This window comes from Amycolatopsis sp. NPDC114504, assembly GCF_055633595.1.
Genome location: NZ_JBVKDU010000004.1, coordinates 791,285 through 808,584, shown reverse-complemented (window position 1 = coordinate 808,584; position 17,300 = coordinate 791,285). Strand labels below are relative to the sequence as shown.

Below are 17,300 nucleotides of genomic sequence, written 5' to 3'. Positions count from 1 at the left end.
TCTACGGTGATCCGGGCCGCGCCGAGGATCTTCGGCGAGGTCGCGGGCGAGCTGGCCGCTCTCGTCGCCGCCGGGGTCGTCCTCCCCGCCGACCCCGTCACCCGTGACCTGGCCGACGGGCCGAAGGTCCTCGCGGACCTGGCCGGCCGGGTGACCGTCGGCAAGATGGCCCTGATCCCGGCCCGCTGACCTGCGTTTCGATTCCTTTCCCGCGGTGTGCCGGTCGTACCGGGCGACAATGTCGATCGGCCGGGACGAGGAGCGACGCATGGTGAACGGGCAGACCGCGGCGACGAGCGCAGGGGAGGCGGCGGACCGGGACCGGTTCGCCGCCGAGGCCGCCGGATTCCGCCGTGAGCTGCTGGCGCACTGCTACCGCATGGCCGGTTCGGCGCACGACGCCGAGGACCTGGTGCAGGAGACCTACCTCCGGGCATGGCGGGCATACGGCGGTTTCGAGGGCCGTTCGTCGATCCGGTCGTGGCTCTACGCGATCGCCACCAACGTCTGCCTGACCGCTCTGCAGCCGCGTGCTGCCCTCGGGGCTGACCGGTCCCCATGACGGACCCGATCGGCCGCCGAGCCAAGCCGCACCGGGGGAGGTGTCGTGGCTGGAGCCGTTGCCGGACCACTGGGTCGCCGACCCGGCGGCGGTCGTGGTGGCGCGTGAGTCCCTCCGGCTGGCGCTCATCGTCAGCCTGCAGCACCTGCCGCCGCGGCAGCGCGCGATCCTGATCCTGCGGGAAGTGCTGGCGTTCACCGCACCCGAAACCGCCCGGATCCTCGGTACCACCACGGCTGCGGTGAAGAGCGGCCTGCAGCGCGCCCGAGCCCGGCTGGACTCCGTCGAGGCACCGTCCGAGGACCTGCTCGAACCGACCGACCAGCGGGCGCGGGCGCTGCTCGAGGGCTACATCGCCGCGTTCGAACGCTCCGACGCCGGTCTGCTGGAACGGGTGCTGCGCACGGACGCCACGTTGGAGGCGACCCCGTTCCGGCAGTGGTATTCGGGCCGGGCGCACTGCCTGCACGTGCTCGGCGCCCACGTGCTGGGCGCGCCGGGCGACTGGCGCCTGACCGCGACGACGGCCAACGGCCAACCGGCGGCCGCCGTGTACCACCGTGACACCAGCGGCACTCTCCGGGCGCACGGCATCGTGGTCCTGACCGCGACGATCACCGGGGTCTCCCGCGTGGTCGAGTTCCACGACCCGGCGCTGGTCTCGACGTTCGGCTTCCCGGAGAGCCTCGCGACGTGATCCGGACGCGCGAAGGTCGACCGGCGCGCCGTTGTGGAAGGTGGCGTTGTCGCGCAGGGTGAACAAGCTGTCCGACCCGGACGCCCGGCTGACCCTCGAGCTGGCGCTGCGCGCGGATCTGCTTCTCGAACCCGGGCCACCGCGCTGACGCAGGGGCGATGCAAACGCAGGCCGAACGGCCGACCCGAGCAGCCAAGGGCGGATGACTTCGCGCAGGCAAAAGCGCAGCTAGACTGCGTATCTGCCCCGGCGAACGCCCGCCGGGTCTGCATCGCACCTGGAGCGCCTATGGCGACGATCTCCCCACCGAAGATGTCCGCGGTGCGCGCCCAAGTACGGGACGCTCTCTTCGCGCGGGTCGCAGGCCCGGACGGTCCCCGCAACCGGGCGCGCATCCACGACAGCCCCGGGCCTCGGTGGTTCGAACCCGACAGTCCGATCCGGCGGGTGCACGGGGACACCGCGATGTTCGTCGGCGGGCTGCGGGCGTTGCTCCTGCAGTCGCTGCATCCCCTCGCCATGGCCGCCGTCGCCGCGCACTCCGGGTACCGCGGTGACCCGTGGGGGCGGCTGCAGCGCACCAGCACCTTTCTCGCCGTGACGACCTTCGGTACCGCCGATGACGCCGAGGAGGCCGTCTCGGTGGTGCGGGGCGTCCACGCCCGCGTGTCCGGAGTCTCCCCGGACGGGCAGCCGTACCGGGCCGCCGATCCGCACCTGCTGGCCTGGGTGCACGTCGCCGAGGTCGACAGCTTCCTGCGTGCCCACCAGCGTTATGGCGCGCGCCCGCTCGACGACGAGGGCTGCGATCGGTACGTCGCCGAGACCGCGGTGATCGCCCGCAAGCTCGGTGTGCTCGAGCCGCCGCGGACGCGGGCCGAGCTCGACGACGCGCTTGCCACGTACCGGCCGGAACTGCGTGGGACCGAGCAAGCGCGTCAGGCGGCTCGGTTCCTTCTCCTGACTCCGCCGATCCCGTGGGCCGCAAGGGTTCCGTACGCCGTGCTGGCCGCTTCGGCCGTCGGGATGCTGCCGGCCTGGACCCGGCCGCAGCTGCGGGTGCCGTACGCGCCCCTGGCCGAGGCGACGGCCGTCCGGCTGGCCGGGCGCACCCTGGTCAAGGCGGTGCGGTGGGCGATGACCGCGCCCCTGTGATTCGATTCCCGTTTCCGACGGCGGAGGAGGCCGGGTGGGCAGCACGTCCGGGACGCGGTCGCTCAGCTCGAGCGAGGTCGCGCGGGCGCTGGGCGTCTCCCAGGTGACCCTGCGCACCTGGGAGCAGCGGTACGGGATCGGCGCCACGCTGCGCGAGGAGAACGGCCGCCGCCGGTACACGCCCGCGGACGTCGAACAGCTGCGGCGCATGCGCGCACTGCAGGCCCAGGGGACCGGCGCGCGCGAAGCCGCCCGGCTGGTGCTGTCGCGCTCCGCAGCGGCCACGACCGCGCACCAGCGGCAGGAAGGGCTCGCCGAGGCCGCCGAGCTCCTCGACCTGCCGACGATGGGCGGCCTGGTCGACGACGCGCTCGGCAGCCTCGGCGTCGCGAAGACGTGGACCGACGTCGTCGCGCCGGTCCTGCGGGCGATCGGCGAACGCTGGGCCCGTCGCGGCGACCGCAACGCCATGGCGGCGGAATGGGCGCTGGCCACGGCGGCGTCCGGCGCGCTGGACCGCTACCCGGCCCCCGCGCCCGTCCGGGCGGGGCAGGCACCGGTGCTGTTCGTGTGCGGGCCCGCGGAGCGGCACGAACTGCCGGTCAAGATGCTCAGCACGGCGTTGAGCGACAACGGTGCCCCGGCGATGTTCCTGGGCGGACTCGTGTCGCTCGACGTGCTGCGGGTGGTCACGACCCGGTTCGTCCCGAGCGACGTGGTGGTGTGGTCGATGACCTCGCAGTCCGCGGACGTGCGGATCCTGCACGCGCTGAGCGCGGAGGGAGTGTCGGTCCGCCCGGCCGGCCCGGGGTGGCGGGGACTGCCCACGGCGGGCGAACCCCTGCCGCCGTCGTTCGCCGGGGCGCTGGCGGCCTTCGGCGGCTGACAACGCGGGCGCAAGCATCTGCATCGGAGATGCATCGAAGATGACGTGCTGATTCGGCACTTTTCGTGCACATTCGTTACCGTGGAAACACGATGAGTCGAATGTGCATCGGAGGTCTGGATGAGCGTGGAGTTCTCCGGCGTCGTGCCCGCGCCGCTGGACGAGGTGTTCGCCTGGCACGGCCTGCCCGGGGCGATCACGCGGCTCGCCCCGCCGTGGCAGCCCGTGCGCGTCGGCGCGGAAGCCGACTCGCTGCGAGACGGTTCGGCCCGGCTCGTCCTCCCCGGCGGGCTGCGCTGGACCGCGGCGCACGAGGCCGCCGGCTACCGGCCGCCGCACCAGTTCGTCGACCGGCTCGCCACGCCGGTCCTGGCGACGGTGCTGCCGTGGCGGCACACCCACCGGTTCGACGCCGACGGTCCTGATCGGACAGTCGTCACCGACCGCGTCGAGACGCCGCTGCCGGAGTCGGTCCTGCGGCCGATGTTCGCCTACCGGCACCGGCAGCTGGCCGGCGACCTGGCCGCGCAGCGGCGGTACTGGCACGAGCCGCTGACCGTCGCCGTGACCGGGGCGAGCGGTCTCGTCGGCTCGGCGCTGACCGCGCTGCTGACCACCGGCGGGCACCGCGTGGTGCGCCTGGTGCGCCGCGAAGCCCGCACCGCCGACGAACGGACGTGGCGGCCCGGCGAGCCCGACGAGAAGCTGCTCACCGGAATCGACGCGGTCGTGCACCTGGCCGGCGCCTCGGTCGCCGGGCGGTTCGACGACCGCCACCGGCGCGCCGTGCGCGACAGCCGCCTCGGCCCGACCCGCGCGCTCGCGGAGCTGGCCGCCCGCACGCCCGACGGCCCCGGCGTGTTCGTCTCGGCCTCGGCGGTCGGCTACTACGGCCCGGAGCGCGGCGACGAGGTCCTCGGTGAGGACGCGGCCCGCGGTGACGGTTTCCTGGCCGGCCTCGTCGACGCGTGGGAGGCGGCTACGGCGCCCGCGGCCGAGGCGGGGATCCGCGTGGTCCGGGCGCGCACCGGGCTGGTGCTCAGCCCCCGCGGCGGCCTGCTGCGGCTGCAGCACCCGCTGTTCGCCGCCGGGCTGGGCGGACCGCTCGGCGCCGGCCGGCACTGGACGCCGTGGATCGGCCTCGACGACCTGACCGACATCTACCTGCGCGCGCTGACCGATCGCGCGCTCGCCGGCGTCGTCAACGCGGTGAGCCCGGAACCGGTCCGGAACGCCGAGTACACGCGGGTGCTGGCCCAGGTCCTGCGGCGGCCGGCGGTGCTGAAGGTGCCGAGCTTCGGCCCCCAGTGGGTGCTCGGCCGCGACGGCGCCCGGGAACTGGCCTTCGCCGACCAGCGCGTCCGGCCGGACGCGCTGATCGAGGCCGGGCACGTATTCCGGTATCCGCGGCTCGAAGACGCGCTCGCCCACCTGCTCGGCCGGGCTCCGTTCCCGGCCGGCCGCCCGACCGTAGGAGAACCGGCATGACGACCGTGCACCGTTCCGCCCCCGCGCCGATCGTCCTGGCCGGGTTCGTCGCCGCCGTGGCGGTGGTCGCCGCGATCGGCAGTCTCGCCGCCGTGCGGTCCCGCGCTGTCTACGAAGGACTGAACCAGCCGTCGTGGGCTCCGCCCGGGTGGCTGTTCGGTCCGGTGTGGACGGTGCTGTACCTCCTGATCGCGTTGTCCGGCTGGCTGTTCTGGCGCGCGGGCGGCACCCGGCGCGAGTTCGCCTGGTACGCGGCCGGTTTGGTGCTGAACGCGGCGTGGACACCGTTGTTCTTCGCGGCCGGCGCCTACACTCTCGCCTTGGTGGAGATCGTGGTCCTGGACCTGGTGATCATCGGGACGGCGCTGGTGTTCCGCCGTCGTTCACCGGCCGCGGCGGCGCTGCAGCTGCCGTATCTGGCGTGGACCCTGTTCGCGACGTCGCTCAACGCCGCGATCGTCGTGCTGAACTGACCGGAAGGACCGCATGCTGCTCGACACCGTGCTCGACCGAACCGTGCTGCTGGGCTACTCCCGCGTCGGCTACGCGCTGCGGCGCCGCACATGGGCGAGCGACGACCCCGCGCCCGGCTCCCTGGCCGGCCGCGTCGCTCTCGTGACCGGCGCGAGCTCCGGCCTGGGGGAAGCCACGGCGGCCGGACTGGCGCGGCTCGGCGCCGAAGTCGTCCTCGTGGTGCGCGACCTCGAACGCGGCGAGCGGGCGCTGGCCCGCGTCCGCGCGGCGGCGCCGGAAGCGAACCTGCGAACGGCCCGCTGTGACCTGGCCGACTTCGGTTCGGTGCGGGAGTTCGCGGCCACAGAGCCGAAAGTGGATGTCCTGGTCCACAACGCCGGCGTGCTGCCCCCGGCGCGTCAGGAGAGCGCCGACGGGCACGAGATCACTTTCGCGACCCACGTGCTCGGACCGCTCCTGCTGACCGAACTGCTGCTCCCGGCCCTGCGAGCCGCCGATGACGGCCGGGTGGTCATGGTGTCCTCGGGTGGGATGTACACCCAGCCGCTGGCCGTCGACGACCCCGAGTACCGGAACGGGCGCTACCGCGGCGCGACGGCGTACGCGCGCACCAAGCGGATGCAGGTCGAGCTGACACCGCTGCTCGCCGAACGCTGGCGGCCGGACGGAGTTTCCGTGCACAGCACCCATCCCGGTTGGGCCGATACCCCGGGGCTGGCCGGCTCGTTGCCGGCGTTTCGCCGGATCCTCGAACCGGTCTTGCGCACGCCGGCCCAGGGCGCCGACACCGCGGTCTGGCTGGCCGCGACCCGCCCCGGACCCGTCCCGGGCGGCTGGTGGCACGACCGGCGGGAGCGGCCCCGCCACGTCATTCCGGGCACCCGCCCGAAACCGGGCGAAGCGGAACGCCTGCTGCGGCACTGCCTGGACGCGATCGGCCGGTGACCCGCGACGCGCGGACGGGCCCGGGCGGGGTGCCCGGGCCCGTCTCACCTGCCGGTCAGGACCAGTTCGAGCAGTGCATGTCGTAGTCGTCGGTGTCCGTGGCGATGCCGCCGACGTAGATGGTCGCGTGCTTGCCGCTCGGGCAGGAGTCGTTGAAGTCGCCCCAGCCGAGCGACTGCTCGTGGATGGTGTTGCCGAACGGCTCCATCCGGACCTGCCAGTGGATCCACGCCACGTTCGCCGGCACGAAGAACGTGCGGTGGCCGGTGTGGCCGAGGCTGCCGCTGAAGTCCGACCAGACTTGCCGGTTCGACGAGTCGTAGGCCTGGATGTCCGCGTACGCCCAGTAGTAGCCCTCGTTGTGGAAGTGGACGTCCACCACCTTCGTCGAGTCCGCCAGCGCCGGGGTGCCCCCGGTCGCCATGATCCCGAACGCGACGGCGATCGCCGCCAGCAAGCCGAAAACGCGATTCCGCACGGAGTTTCCTCTCCCTCGTGGTTCCGCGGCGCCCGCTCCGGCGGGCCGTCCGCGTTGACGGACACACGATCCCGCGCGCGGCGGGTCAGCCGAATCGGGGAAAACACGTAAGGTCGAGGTCGACGACCTGGACGAGCTGGGTCCGGGAGCGGACGCCGACCTTGCGGTAGATGTGCGAAAGGTGCGTCTCGACGGTCCGCCGGCTGAGGAACAGCGCGGCGGCGACTTCGTCGTTGCTCCGCCCGGCGGCGACGAGCGCGGCGACCCGGTGCTGCGCCGGGGTCAGCCGGTCCGGCGCGGTCCGCCGCAGGCCGAGGCTCCGCAGCTCGGCCGCCACCCGGTCGTGCCACTGCTTCGCGCCGAGCCGGTCGAAGATCTCACCGGCCCGGTCCAGGACGTCCGCCGCAGCGCGCTTTTCCTTGCGCCGCCGGAGGATCTGACCCTGGACGAGCAGCGTCCGAGCGCGTTCGAACGGCAGCGGCAGCTCGGTGTCCGCGACGTCGATGAGGTCGGCGCGGGCGAGGCCCAGCAGGGCACGGCTTCGGGCGGCGACACAACGCCAGTACGGCGATCCGGCGCGCCGCTCCAGCTCCGCGACCACCGCCGCCGCCCGGTCCACCGCACCCAGCTGCAGCAGGGCTTCCACGTGGTCGCCGGCGAACGTGCCCGGCGCGGCCGCCCGGGTGAAGTGGCGGTCGGCGGCTTCCGGGGCACCGCGGGAAAGCTCCGCGAACCCGAGCACGGCCAGGTTCCGCACAGCTGTCGCTTTGTCCATTATGGACTCGGCGTGGGCCAGGCCTTCGGTGGCCGCGGTAATCGCCATGTCGACTTCGCCGCGATGGGCGGCCACCAGCGCGGTCACGTGCAGCGCGTGGGCACGCCACCGGCGTCCGGCGAGTTCGGTCAGCTCCCCGGCATATCGAGCGGCGACGTCGAGTTCGCCCAGGCGGCACTCGATCTCGGCGAGCTGCGCGAGGGTGTGCGGAAGAGTGGTGTCGTCCGCCACCTGGTAGCGGGCCAGCCACTCGGCGCGGGTGCGCAGGATGTCCGGGCTCTCGGCCCAGCTGTCGGACCGCCGCAGCACGTCGTGGTCGGTGACGGACGTGATGCGCTCGTGGAGCGTGTCGGCCAGTTCCCGGCCTTCGCTGAGGGCCTCCCGCAGCGTCGCGACGGCCGCGCGGGGACCGTCGTCGTAGAAGCGGATCGTTCCCAGCCACAGCAAAGCCCGCGCGCGATGGGGTCCCGGTTCGGCCGCCGCCGGTTCCAGGACCGTCCGCGCCCCGGGCGTGTCACCGGCGGAGAAGAGGCTTTCGGCCGCTGAGACCGCGCGTCCCCAGGCGGCGGGGTCGCCGGGCGGCGTCCGGTCACGGGCCAGCAGCCACAGTTCGGCGGCCACTTCGGGACCCTGCGCCCGGCCGGCCGCTTCGGCCACTGCGTCGGCGACGCCGGCGTCGGGACCGTCCACCGCTCGCGCCAGGTGCCGGGCGCGCTCGTCGGGATCGTCGACGAGCGTGGCGAGCCGCGCGTGCAGCGTCCGGCGGTCTTCGGCCGGGGCGCGCGCGTAGACGGCGTCGGCAAGCAGGGGAGGAATGAAACGGACGTGCCCGTCGCGGATTTCGATCAGACCCGCGTCCTCCGCGGCCTGCAAAGGGCCATCCGCGGCGGGAGTCCGGCTCGCGGCGGCGACGAGCAGCGCCTCCCGCGTCTCGGGTGGCAGCCGGTCCAGGCGTTCGACGAGGGAACCGGGCAGCCGCAGGGGTTCGTGTGCCAGCTCGAGCGCGTAGCACGGGTTGCCGCCGGTCGCGTCCGCCAGCCGCCGCAGCGCGCGTCCGGTGAGGTGTGGGCCACGGCGCCGGACCAGCCGCCGCAGGTCGGCCGGTGGCAGCCCGGCGAGCCGGAGGCAGCGGATCCGGTCGGGCTCCAGGCCGAACGGCACCCGGGTCCCGCGGGCCGCGGCCAGCAGCCCGACCCCGCGCCCGAGCACCCGGCGGGCGACGTGGCCGAGCACGTCCGCGCTCGCCGGGTCGAGCCACTGCGCGTCGTCGACGGCCAGGACGACCGGGCCGCCGCCGGCGAGCAGCCGCACCAGCGCGAGCGTGGCCACGCCCACCGCGCGCGGGTCCGGCACCGGGCCCGCCGCGCGCAGCAGCGCGACCTCCAGCGCCTGCCGCTGGAACGCGGGCAGCGGGCGGAACTCCTCGTCGGGGACGGTCTCGAGGAGATCGGTCAGCCCCGAATACGGCAGCGCGCGGTCGGGTTCGCCCGGCCGGCACGTCAGCACGCGGCAGCCGCGGTCGCGCGCGCGTGCGGCCGCGTGGCGCCAGAGCGTCGTCTTGCCGATGCCGGCGTCGCCCAGGATCACGTACGCGGCGTCCGTTACGCCGTCCAGTGCCCGGAGCTCGGCCGTTCGGCCCACGATGTGGTCGGTGTCCACGGATTCCCCCTGCGCGCGAGCCGGGCGGCCCGCTCCCGGCCACCCTCGCCGGACCCGGTGGCCGATAGCATCCGCAGAACTACGTACCGGGGGAAGGCAGCGTGGCACCGACGTCGTTCGTGGGCCGTCAGCGGGAGCTCGCACTCCTCGACCGGCTCCTGGCCGAAGGCGCCGCCGGGGTGTCCCGGACCGTCGAGATCGCCGGCGAGCCCGGCATGGGCAAGACGCGGCTGCTCGCCGAGCTGGCGGCCCGGGCTCGGGAAGCCGGGTGGCTGGTGCTGTCCGGGCGCGCGGCGGAGGCGGAGCGGCACGTCCCGTTCTCCGTGCTCACCACGGCGCTGGAGGAAACCGACCTGGCCGGGCTCGCGCCGGACGAGGCCGACCTGCTGCGTTCGGCGTTCCCGGCGCTGTCCACCGGTGCCGCGCCGCCCGAGATCTCCCCGGCCGAGCGCTACCGCCTGCACCGCGCGGTCCGCCGGCTGCTGGAAACCCTGGCGGGGCCGGCCGGGCTGCTCGTGCTGCTCGACGACCTGCACTGGGCCGACGAAGGCACCGCCGAGGTCGTCGACCACCTGCTGCGGCGCCCGCCGGACGCCCGCCTGGTGCTGGGCCTGGCCCACCGGCCCCGGCAGACGTCGAGCCTGCTGCGCCGCGCCCTGGCCCACGCCGGCGACGTCCACCGGCTCGAACTGGAACCGCTGACGCCGGCCGACGTCGCCGAGCTGGCCCCCGCCGGCGGCGCGGCCCTGTACAGGGCGAGCGGCGGAAACCCGTTCTACGTCCAGGCTTTGGCGGGTCCGTACGGCGAAGTGCGGGCCGCGGGAGACAGCGGCGCCGGCATCCCGGAACCCGTGCAGGCGGCGCTCCTCGCCGAGCTGCACACGTTGTCCCCGCAAGAACTCCTGGTGGTGCAGGCCGCGGCCGTCGCCGGTGACGGCGTTCCCGCCGGCCTGATCGCGCACACCGCCGGCGCGGCCCTCGACGACGTCCTCCCGGTCCTGGACGACCTCGTCCGCCGTGACCTCCTCCGGCCGGCACCGGGCGGCCGGTTTCCCTTCCGGCACCCGCTGGTCCGCCGCGTCACCTACGACGCGGCGGGCGCCGGCTGGCGCGTCGCCGCCCACGCGCGGGCCGCGGCCGCGCTGCGCTCGGGACCGGTCACCGAGCTGGCCCACCACGTCGAATGCTCGGCGGCCCCGGGTGACGCGGCGGCCGTCGACGTCCTCCGGCGGGCCGCGGCGGTTTCCCTGCACCGGGCGCCGTCGGCGTCGGTCCACTGGGTTCAGGCGGCGCTGCGGCTGGTCCCGGAGCCGTCGCCGGCCCGGATCGAGCTGCTGCTGATGCGCGCCCACGCGTACGGCCTGACCGGCCGGTTCCGCGACTGCCGGGCGACCCTGCACGAGCTCCGGCGGCTCCTCCCGGCCGAGCTGACCGAGCAGCACGCGCAGATCGCGGCGTTCTGCGCGCTGATCGAGCGGTTCCTGGGCCGCCACGCCGAGGCGCGCGCCCAGCTCCTGGCCGAGCTGACGGCCCTGACCGACCAGCACGGCAAGGCGGCGCTGGCCCTCAAGCTCGGTCTCGCGAACGGTGTCGCGCTGAGGGCCGACCGGGACCGGAGCCGCGACTGGGCCGCGGAAGCCCTCGAGACGGCCCGCCGCCACCCGGAGCGCCCGGCGGTCGCGGCGGCACTGGCGATGTCCGCCCTCCAGTCCCATGTGGACGGCCGTGTGGACGACCGGACGGTGGCCTGGCTGGACGAGGCCGCCCAGCTGGTCGACGCGACCACGGACGCGGAGCTGGCTCCGGTGGTCGAGACGGTCGGCCTCCTGGGCTCGGCCGAGCTGTGCCAGGAGCGCTTCGACGATGCGGTCCGCCACCTGACGCGCGCGTTGCAGATCGTCCGCGCGACGGGCCAGAGCCACGTGGTGACGCACCTGTACTCGATGTTGTCGGGCGTCGATCTCATGCGGGGCACCCTTTCCCGCGCGGCCGGTCACCTCGCCGACGAGCTGGATTCGGCGCACCTGACGGGAAGCCCGGCGTTGCGGAGCTTCGCATTGCGGAGCCACTGCCTGCTGGCGATCTCGAGGGGCGATGCGGAGACGGCGGTCCGCCTGGGCAAGGAGGCACTGTCCATCGCCGACGAGGCGAAGCTCCCCGAGATCGGCATGGTCGCGGGCACCCTGGGTTTCGCCTGCTTCCTGGCGGGCGACGCGGCGACGGGCGTGGAGCTGATGACGAGCGGCCCGGACCTGTGGGAGGTCTACCCCGTCGAGCGCCCCAACTGGTACGAAACCCTGGCCGCGGCCGAGGCCGCCCTGGGCCACGAGAAGGAGGCGGCGGAGTGGGCCCGGCTCGCGTTCGCCCAGGCGGCCGGCCTGCCCCGGCGCACCGGCTTGGCCCACCTCGCCGAGGCGCACGCGCTCCTGCCGTCGGATCCTCGCGGCGCCGCCGCGGCCGCGGTCCGGGCTATCGACTCGCTGCGCGTCGCCGGTGACCGCCTGGGGGAGGGGCGGGCGCACGTCGTCGCCGGGACGGCGTTCGGCGCGTTCGGGGAGATGGGCTCGGCGCGCGCGCACTTCGGCGAGGCCTGCGTGCGGTTCGAGGCCTGCGGGGCGCCGTTGCGGGTCGAGGAGGTTCAGCGCGTTCAGCGCCGGGTGAACGCGCAGCAGCCCCGTGGTCACGGCTTCGACACCCTCACCGGGCGTGAGCGGCAGGTGGCCGAGCTGGTCGCGAAGGGGCTGACGAACAGTGAGATCGGGAAAGCGTTGTACGTGAGCCCGAAGACAGTGGCCGTCCACGTCGGACGGGTGCTGACGAAGCTGGGGGTGTCGCGCCGGGCGGGCGTCGCGAGCCGGCTGACTTCGGAGCCCTGAGCGTCAGGCGTCCCACTCGGCGACGACGGCCTCGGTGTCCGCGCCCGGCCTCGGCGGCGGGGCCGGGCGGCCCATGGCCGTGCGGGAAAAACGCGGGGCCGGGGCCGCCTGCTCGACTCCGTCGATCTCGATGATCGTCTCGCGCGCGGCCAAGTGCGGGTGGGCGGCGACCTCCTCCGGGGCCAGGACCGGTGTCACGCACGCGTCCGTGCCGGCGAAGACCGCCGCCCACTCGTCGCGGGGGCGGGTGAGGAACGCCGCGGCGAACCGGGCGCGCAACGTGGGCCAGCCCGTGCGGTCGAGCCGGCCGGGCAGGGTGGCCGGGTCGAGGTCCAGGCCCGTCAGGAGCGCGCTGTAGAACTGGGGCTCGAGCGCGCCGACGGCGACGCAGCGGCCGTCCTGGCAGACGTACGTGTCGTAGAACGGGGCGCCGCCGTCCAGGAGGTTCGTGCCGCGCCCGGCCGACCACGTGCCCTGGCCGCGCATCGTCCACAGCATCTGCAGGAGCACGCTCGTGCCGTCGACCATCGCCGCGTCGACCACCTGGCCCTCGCCGGACCGCTCGCGCTCCCACAGGGCGGCGAGGATGCCCGTGACGAGGAACATCGAGCCGCCGCCGAAGTCGCCGACCAGGTTCAGCGGGGGCACCGGCCGCTCGCCGGCGCGGCCGATCGCGTGCAGCGCGCCGGTGAGGCCGATGTAGTTGATGTCGTGGCCGGCCCGCGCCGCCAGCGGCCCGTCCTGTCCCCAGCCGGTCATCCGCGCGTAGACCAGCCGCCGGTTCCGCTCCCGGCACGCGTCCGGGCCGACGCCGAGCCGCTCGGTGACGCCCGGGCGGAAGCCTTCGACGAGCACGTCGGCCTTCGCGATCAGCCGCAGCGCCAGCGCCCGTCCCGACTCGGATTTGAGGTCCGCGGCCACGGACCGCCGGCCGCGCAGCAGGTGATCAGGCTTGCCGCCGGTCAGGTCGAGCGTGCCCTGAGGGCGTTCGATCCGGACGACGTCCGCGCCGAGGTCGGCCAGCACCATGGCCGCGTGCGGCGCCGGCCCGAGGCCCGCCAGTTCGACCACGCGCAGTCCCGTCAGCGGCCCGGTCACGAGGTGAACTCCGGCGGCCGCTTCTCCAGGAACGCCGACACGCCTTCACGGCCGTCCGGGGAAGCGGCCCGCGCCCGGATGGACACGGCTTCCCGCCGCAGCGCGACCTCGGCCGCGGGGACGGCCGTCTCGCGCAGCAGCCGTTTCGTCGCGACCTGGGCCGCTCTCGACCCGGCGGCCACGCGCCGCACGACTTCCTCGGCCGTGGCTTCGAGCTCGTCGTCCGGGTGGACCTGGGCGACCAGCCCGAGCTCGCGCGCCTCGTCCGCGGTGACGACCGGGTTCAGCAACGCGATGCGCAGCGCCCGGTGCAGGCCGAGGGAGGCCGTCAGCAGCGAAGCGCCGCCGTCGGGGGAGAAGCCGAGTTTCGTGTAGGCCAGGGTGAACCGCGCCGACGCGCCGGCGAGCACCAGGTCGGCCGCCGCGGCGAGCGAGAGCCCGGCGCCGGCCGCGGTGCCCTGAACGACCGCGACGACGACGGCATCCATCCGGTGCAGGTCGCTGATCGCGCGGTGGAGGGCGTCGGCCAGGTCGTCGACCAGGACACCCACGTCGCCGGCCGCGGCGAACGCCGAAACGTCGCCTCCGACGCTGAACGCACGTCCCTCGGCGGACAGCACGACGACGTGCGCGTCGTCGGTCCGGGCCTGCCGCACGGCCTGTCCCAGAGCGTCCACAGTGGACAGCGTGAGGGAGTTTCCGCGATCGCCGTCCGACAGCCGGATCCGGGCGACGCGCCCGTCGAGGGTGTAGGTGACCGCGCTCATCGGGCGGCCGCCACCGGGTTGCCGGTGCAGGTCCAGCGGTCCCTTCAGCGTGGTCATGGTCGGCCTTCCTGTGCGGGGGTCACGAAGCGAGGGCGGCGTGGCCGCGGTCGACGAGCGCGGGGACGAACGCGCCGAGGCGGTCGAACCCCTCGCCCACGGTGAGTCCCCGCTGGGCGCGGTAGTGGATGCCTTCGAAGATCGCGGCGATCTTGTAGAACGCGAACCCGAGGTACCACGGCAGGGCGGACAGGTCCCGGCCGCTGCGCCGGGCGTAGGACTCGACGAGGAAGTCGCCGGACGGGAACCCGGGGACCGCGCCGGGCGTGGCGGCGACCGGGGTGGCCGGGCCGTCCCACCAGACCACGGCGGAAGCGAGGTCGGCCAGCGGGTCGCCCAGGGTGGCCATCTCCCAGTCGAGGACGGCGAGGACGTTCCCCTCGGCCGGATCGACCACGATGTTGTCCAGGCGGTAGTCGCCGTGCACGATCGCCGCCGCGCCGGACTCCGGGATCCGGCGGGCCAGGCGTTCACCGAGCGCGGTCAGCTCGGGCAGGTCCCGGCTGTGGGAGTCGCGCAGCTGCCGCGCCCAGCGTCGCAGCTGGCGCTCGAGGTAGCCGTCGGGGCGGCCCAGGTCGCTCAGCCCGACCGTCGCCGGATCGGTGTGGTGCAGCCGGGCGAGGGTCTCGACGAGCGCGCCGGCCAGGCGGGTGGCCTCCGCGCGGCCGAAGGACTCGAGCTGGTGCTGGTCACGCAGGACGCTGCCCTCGACGAACTCCATGACGTAGAAGGGCGCGTCGGCGACGCCTTGCACGATCGGCTCGGGCACCGGCACCGCGCTCGGGTGCAGCGCGCGCAGGACGCGGAACTCGCGGTCCATGTCGTGCGCCGTGGCCAGGACGTGGCCCAGCGGCGGGCGGCGCAGCACCCGGCGGCCGGACCCGTCGGTCAGCAGGTAGGTCAGGTTGGACCGGCCGCCCGCCAGCAGCTCCACGCGCAGCGGCCCGGAGAGCAGTCCGCGCTCGCGGAGGAACGCGGCCAGTGCGGGAACCGAAACTCCCGGTGGGCTCGACATAGCCAAGAACCTTTCGATACCGAGCGATCGAACGGTAAAACTGAACAAGATGTCGAGTACCATCCCCGAGGCGGTCGGAACTGTCAAGCGCCGAGAGGACGGACCCGTGGGGGCACGTGGGATAGCGCCGGAGGAGCTCGACGCCCGGAAGGAGGTGGGCGCCCGGCTGCGCGACGCCCGCCGGAGCGCCGGGCTGACCCTGCGTCAGGTGGCGCAGGCCCTCGACGTCAGCGCCGGCACGTGGAGCGCGGTGGAGAACGGCGGGACGAAGCTCGACGACGCCCGGCTCGCGCGGGTCGCGGACGTCCTGGGCACCGACGTCGCGACCCTGCGCGGCGCGCCGGTCGCCGGGAGCTGGCGCGACTTCGCGCCGCTGCGGCTCGAACCGCCGCTGGCCGGGGCCCTCGCGGCCTTCGCCGAGCTCGGGTACCACGGCTCGACCATCCGCGACATCGCCCAGCGCGCCCGGCTGTCGGTCCCCGGCGTCTACCACCATTGGCCGGCCAAGCAGGACCTGCTGGTCGCGTTGCTCGACCTGACGATGGCCGACCTGCTGACCCGCGCCCGCGCGGCGCGGGCCGAAGTGGACGGTCCGGTCGAGCGGTTCACCCGCCTGGTCGAGTGCCTGGCGCTCTTCCACACCCACCGGCGCGAGCTCGGGTTCATCGGGGCGAGCGAGATGCGCAGCGTCGAGGAGCCCGACCGGTCCCGCATCGCGGCCAGCCGCCAGGAGATGCAGCACATGGTCGACGACGAGGTGGTGGAGGGCTGCCGCCGCGGGGTGCTGGCCACGCCGCTGCCGAAGGAGGCCGCGCGGGCCGTGGTCACGATGTGCACCGCGCTGCCGCAGTGGTGGTCGCCGTCCGGGCCGTCGTCGCCGGAGACGGTCGCGCGCCAGTACGTCGGGTTCGCCTTGGACGTGGTGCGGCTCGCGCGTTGACACCCGGCGTGGCCGATCGTACGGTCATTCCGACCAATCGCTCGGTTGCGTTCAGGAGTATCTCGTGCCGGATTACGCTCTGCCCGCCCCCTCGGCCCACGCCCGCGAGCTCCACGACCGGATGCTGGCGTTCGTCCGCGACCGCGTGCTCCCGGCCGAAGCCTCGTACCTGGCGCACCGCCGCGCCGCGGGGCCGGACGACCACGGCGTCCCGCCCGTCGTCGAGGAGCTGAAGACGGCGGCCCGGGCCGAAGGGCTGTGGAACCTGTTCCTGCCCGCCGAGTCGGGGCTGACGCAGCTGGAGTACGCGCCGATCGCGGAGCTGTCGGGCTGGAGCCTGGACCTGGCGCCCGAAGCCATCAACGGCCAGGCGCCCGACACCGGCAACATGGAGCTGCTGCACCTGCTCGGCAGCGACGAGCAGAAGCGCGACTGGCTGGCGCCGTTGCTGGCGGGGGAGATCCGGTCGGCGTTCGCGATGACCGAGCCGGACGTCGCCAGCAGCGACGCGACGAACATCGCCACGCGCATCGTGCGCGACGGCGACACCTACGTCATCACCGGCCGCAAGTGGTGGACGAGCGGGGCGATGGACCCGCGGTGCGCGTTCTTCATCGTGATGGGCAAGACCGACCCCGAGGCCGCGACGCACCGGCAGCAGACCATGGTGCTGGTGCCGCGCGACACGCCCGGCGTGACGATCGTGCGCGACCTGCCGGTGTTCGGCCACCACGACCAGCACGGCCACGCCGAGGTCCGCTTCGACGACGTCCGGGTGCCGGTCGAGAACGTGATCGGCGAGGAGGGCGGCGGGTTCGCGGCCGCGCAGGCCCGGCTCGGCCCGGGCCGGATCCACCACTGCATGCGCGCGCTCGGCGCGGCCGAACGCGCCCTGGCGCTGATGGTGGCGCGGGCGCGCGACCGGGTGGCGTTCGGCGGGCCGCTGGCCGAGCAGGGTGTGGTGCAGCAGCAGATCGCGGAGTCCCGGCTGGAGATCGAGCAGGCGCGGATGCTGTGCCAGCGGGCCAGTCACGTCATCGACGTCGCGGGCAACAAGGCCGCGAAGGACCTGGTGGCGATGGCGAAGGTGGCGGTGCCCCGGGCGGCGACCCGGGTGATCGACCGCGCGATCCAGATCCACGGCGGCGCGGGCGTCACCGACGTGACGCCGTTGGCCGCGATGTACGCGTGGCACCGCGCGATGCGGCTGTTCGACGGGCCGGACGAGGTGCACCTGCGGTCCATCGCGAAGGCCGAGCTGCGGGCGACTCCGGTGCTGCCCCCGGACGTGTCCCCCTGAGTGCGCTGGTCGTCCATCGGCTGGTGGCGTATCCGCGGGGCGCCCGGAGTGCCGGCGGTGGTCAACTTCGGCCCGGAACCGGCGGACTTCGGCGGTTTGGTGCCGGTCCACCTGCATGCGACGGCCGG

At 74.4% G+C, this 17,300-nt stretch carries 14 protein-coding genes and 1 pseudogene; 10 read left to right on the top strand and 5 right to left on the bottom strand.

From position 1 onward, the window contains the following. Nucleotides 1–6 precede the first annotated feature (6 nt). The 7 genes and pseudogenes from ACZ7PG_RS33290 to ACZ7PG_RS33260 all read left to right on the top strand — a co-directional run bounded on the left by ACZ7PG_RS33290 (nucleotide 7) and on the right by ACZ7PG_RS33260 (nucleotide 6,207). Nucleotides 7–189, top strand: a complete 183-nt coding sequence (locus ACZ7PG_RS33290; protein WP_470243102.1) for a hypothetical protein — start codon at nucleotides 7–9, stop codon at nucleotides 187–189. 79 nt (nucleotides 190–268) lie between these two features. Continuing rightward, a pseudogene (locus tag ACZ7PG_RS33285) lies at nucleotides 269–1,259 on the top strand (RNA polymerase subunit sigma-70). A gap of 447 nt (nucleotides 1,260–1,706) precedes the next feature. Next, the gene (locus ACZ7PG_RS33280) at nucleotides 1,707–2,414 is read left to right on the top strand and encodes an oxygenase MpaB family protein (RefSeq protein WP_470243101.1); all 708 of its coding nucleotides are present in this window, start codon (nucleotides 1,707–1,709) and stop codon (nucleotides 2,412–2,414) included. A gap of 34 nt (nucleotides 2,415–2,448) precedes the next feature. Then, nucleotides 2,449–3,300: a MerR family transcriptional regulator gene (locus tag ACZ7PG_RS33275; RefSeq protein ID WP_470243100.1), complete on the top strand. Its 852-nt coding sequence runs from the start codon at nucleotides 2,449–2,451 to the stop codon at nucleotides 3,298–3,300. 120 nt (nucleotides 3,301–3,420) lie between these two features. Further along, on the top strand, nucleotides 3,421–4,788 hold the full coding sequence (locus tag ACZ7PG_RS33270) for a TIGR01777 family oxidoreductase (RefSeq protein WP_470243099.1): 1,368 nt from the start codon (nucleotides 3,421–3,423) through the stop codon (nucleotides 4,786–4,788). Continuing rightward, nucleotides 4,785–5,261 (top strand): TspO/MBR family protein, encoded by a 477-nt coding sequence (locus tag ACZ7PG_RS33265; RefSeq protein ID WP_470243098.1) that lies wholly within the window; start codon nucleotides 4,785–4,787, stop codon nucleotides 5,259–5,261. The genes ACZ7PG_RS33270 and ACZ7PG_RS33265 overlap by 4 nt, the downstream gene beginning before the upstream one ends. Nucleotides 5,262–5,274: 13 nt before the next feature. Further along, a complete protein-coding gene (locus ACZ7PG_RS33260) occupies nucleotides 5,275–6,207 on the top strand; it encodes an SDR family NAD(P)-dependent oxidoreductase (protein WP_470243097.1) in 933 nt (310 codons plus the stop codon). A gap of 55 nt (nucleotides 6,208–6,262) precedes the next feature. On the opposite strand, the gene ACZ7PG_RS33255 is transcribed toward ACZ7PG_RS33260, so the two are convergent. After that, nucleotides 6,263–6,685, bottom strand: coding sequence for a hypothetical protein (locus ACZ7PG_RS33255; protein ID WP_470243096.1), 423 nt, complete (start codon nucleotides 6,683–6,685; stop codon nucleotides 6,263–6,265). Between the two features lie 85 nt (nucleotides 6,686–6,770). Next, on the bottom strand, nucleotides 6,771–9,119 hold the full coding sequence (locus ACZ7PG_RS33250) for an AAA family ATPase (RefSeq protein ID WP_470243095.1): 2,349 nt from the start codon (nucleotides 9,117–9,119) through the stop codon (nucleotides 6,771–6,773). A gap of 101 nt (nucleotides 9,120–9,220) precedes the next feature. On the opposite strand from ACZ7PG_RS33250, the gene ACZ7PG_RS33245 reads away from it, so the two are divergent. Beyond that, entirely contained in the window at nucleotides 9,221–11,995 is a 2,775-nt protein-coding gene (locus ACZ7PG_RS33245) for a helix-turn-helix transcriptional regulator (protein ID WP_470243094.1), read from the top strand. Nucleotides 11,996–11,998: 3 nt separating this feature from the next. Here the strand turns inward: ACZ7PG_RS33245 and ACZ7PG_RS33240 are convergent, their stop codons facing one another. The 3 genes from ACZ7PG_RS33240 to ACZ7PG_RS33230 are packed head-to-tail and all read right to left on the bottom strand — an operon-like array spanning nucleotide 11,999 to nucleotide 14,932. Beyond that, the gene (locus ACZ7PG_RS33240; protein WP_470243093.1) at nucleotides 11,999–13,093 is read right to left on the bottom strand and encodes a CaiB/BaiF CoA transferase family protein; all 1,095 of its coding nucleotides are present in this window, start codon (nucleotides 13,091–13,093) and stop codon (nucleotides 11,999–12,001) included. Continuing rightward, nucleotides 13,090–13,917 carry an enoyl-CoA hydratase-related protein gene (locus tag ACZ7PG_RS33235; RefSeq protein WP_470243092.1) on the bottom strand — a complete coding sequence of 276 codons (828 nt, stop codon included), beginning with the start codon at nucleotides 13,915–13,917 and terminating at the stop codon, nucleotides 13,090–13,092. The genes ACZ7PG_RS33240 and ACZ7PG_RS33235 overlap by 4 nt, the downstream gene beginning before the upstream one ends. A gap of 22 nt (nucleotides 13,918–13,939) precedes the next feature. Beyond that, nucleotides 13,940–14,932, bottom strand: coding sequence for a phosphotransferase family protein (locus tag ACZ7PG_RS33230; protein ID WP_470243091.1), 993 nt, complete (start codon nucleotides 14,930–14,932; stop codon nucleotides 13,940–13,942). Nucleotides 14,933–15,038: 106 nt separating this feature from the next. Here ACZ7PG_RS33230 and ACZ7PG_RS33225 point away from each other — a divergent pair, with 106 nt between their 5' ends. Then, nucleotides 15,039–15,872, top strand: coding sequence for a TetR-type transcription factor C-terminal domain-containing protein (locus ACZ7PG_RS33225; RefSeq protein ID WP_470243090.1), 834 nt, complete (start codon nucleotides 15,039–15,041; stop codon nucleotides 15,870–15,872). Nucleotides 15,873–15,993: 121 nt separating this feature from the next. Next, nucleotides 15,994–17,172 carry an acyl-CoA dehydrogenase family protein gene (locus tag ACZ7PG_RS33220; protein ID WP_470243659.1) on the top strand — a complete coding sequence of 393 codons (1,179 nt, stop codon included), beginning with the start codon at nucleotides 15,994–15,996 and terminating at the stop codon, nucleotides 17,170–17,172. Nucleotides 17,173–17,300: the final 128 nt, after the last annotated feature.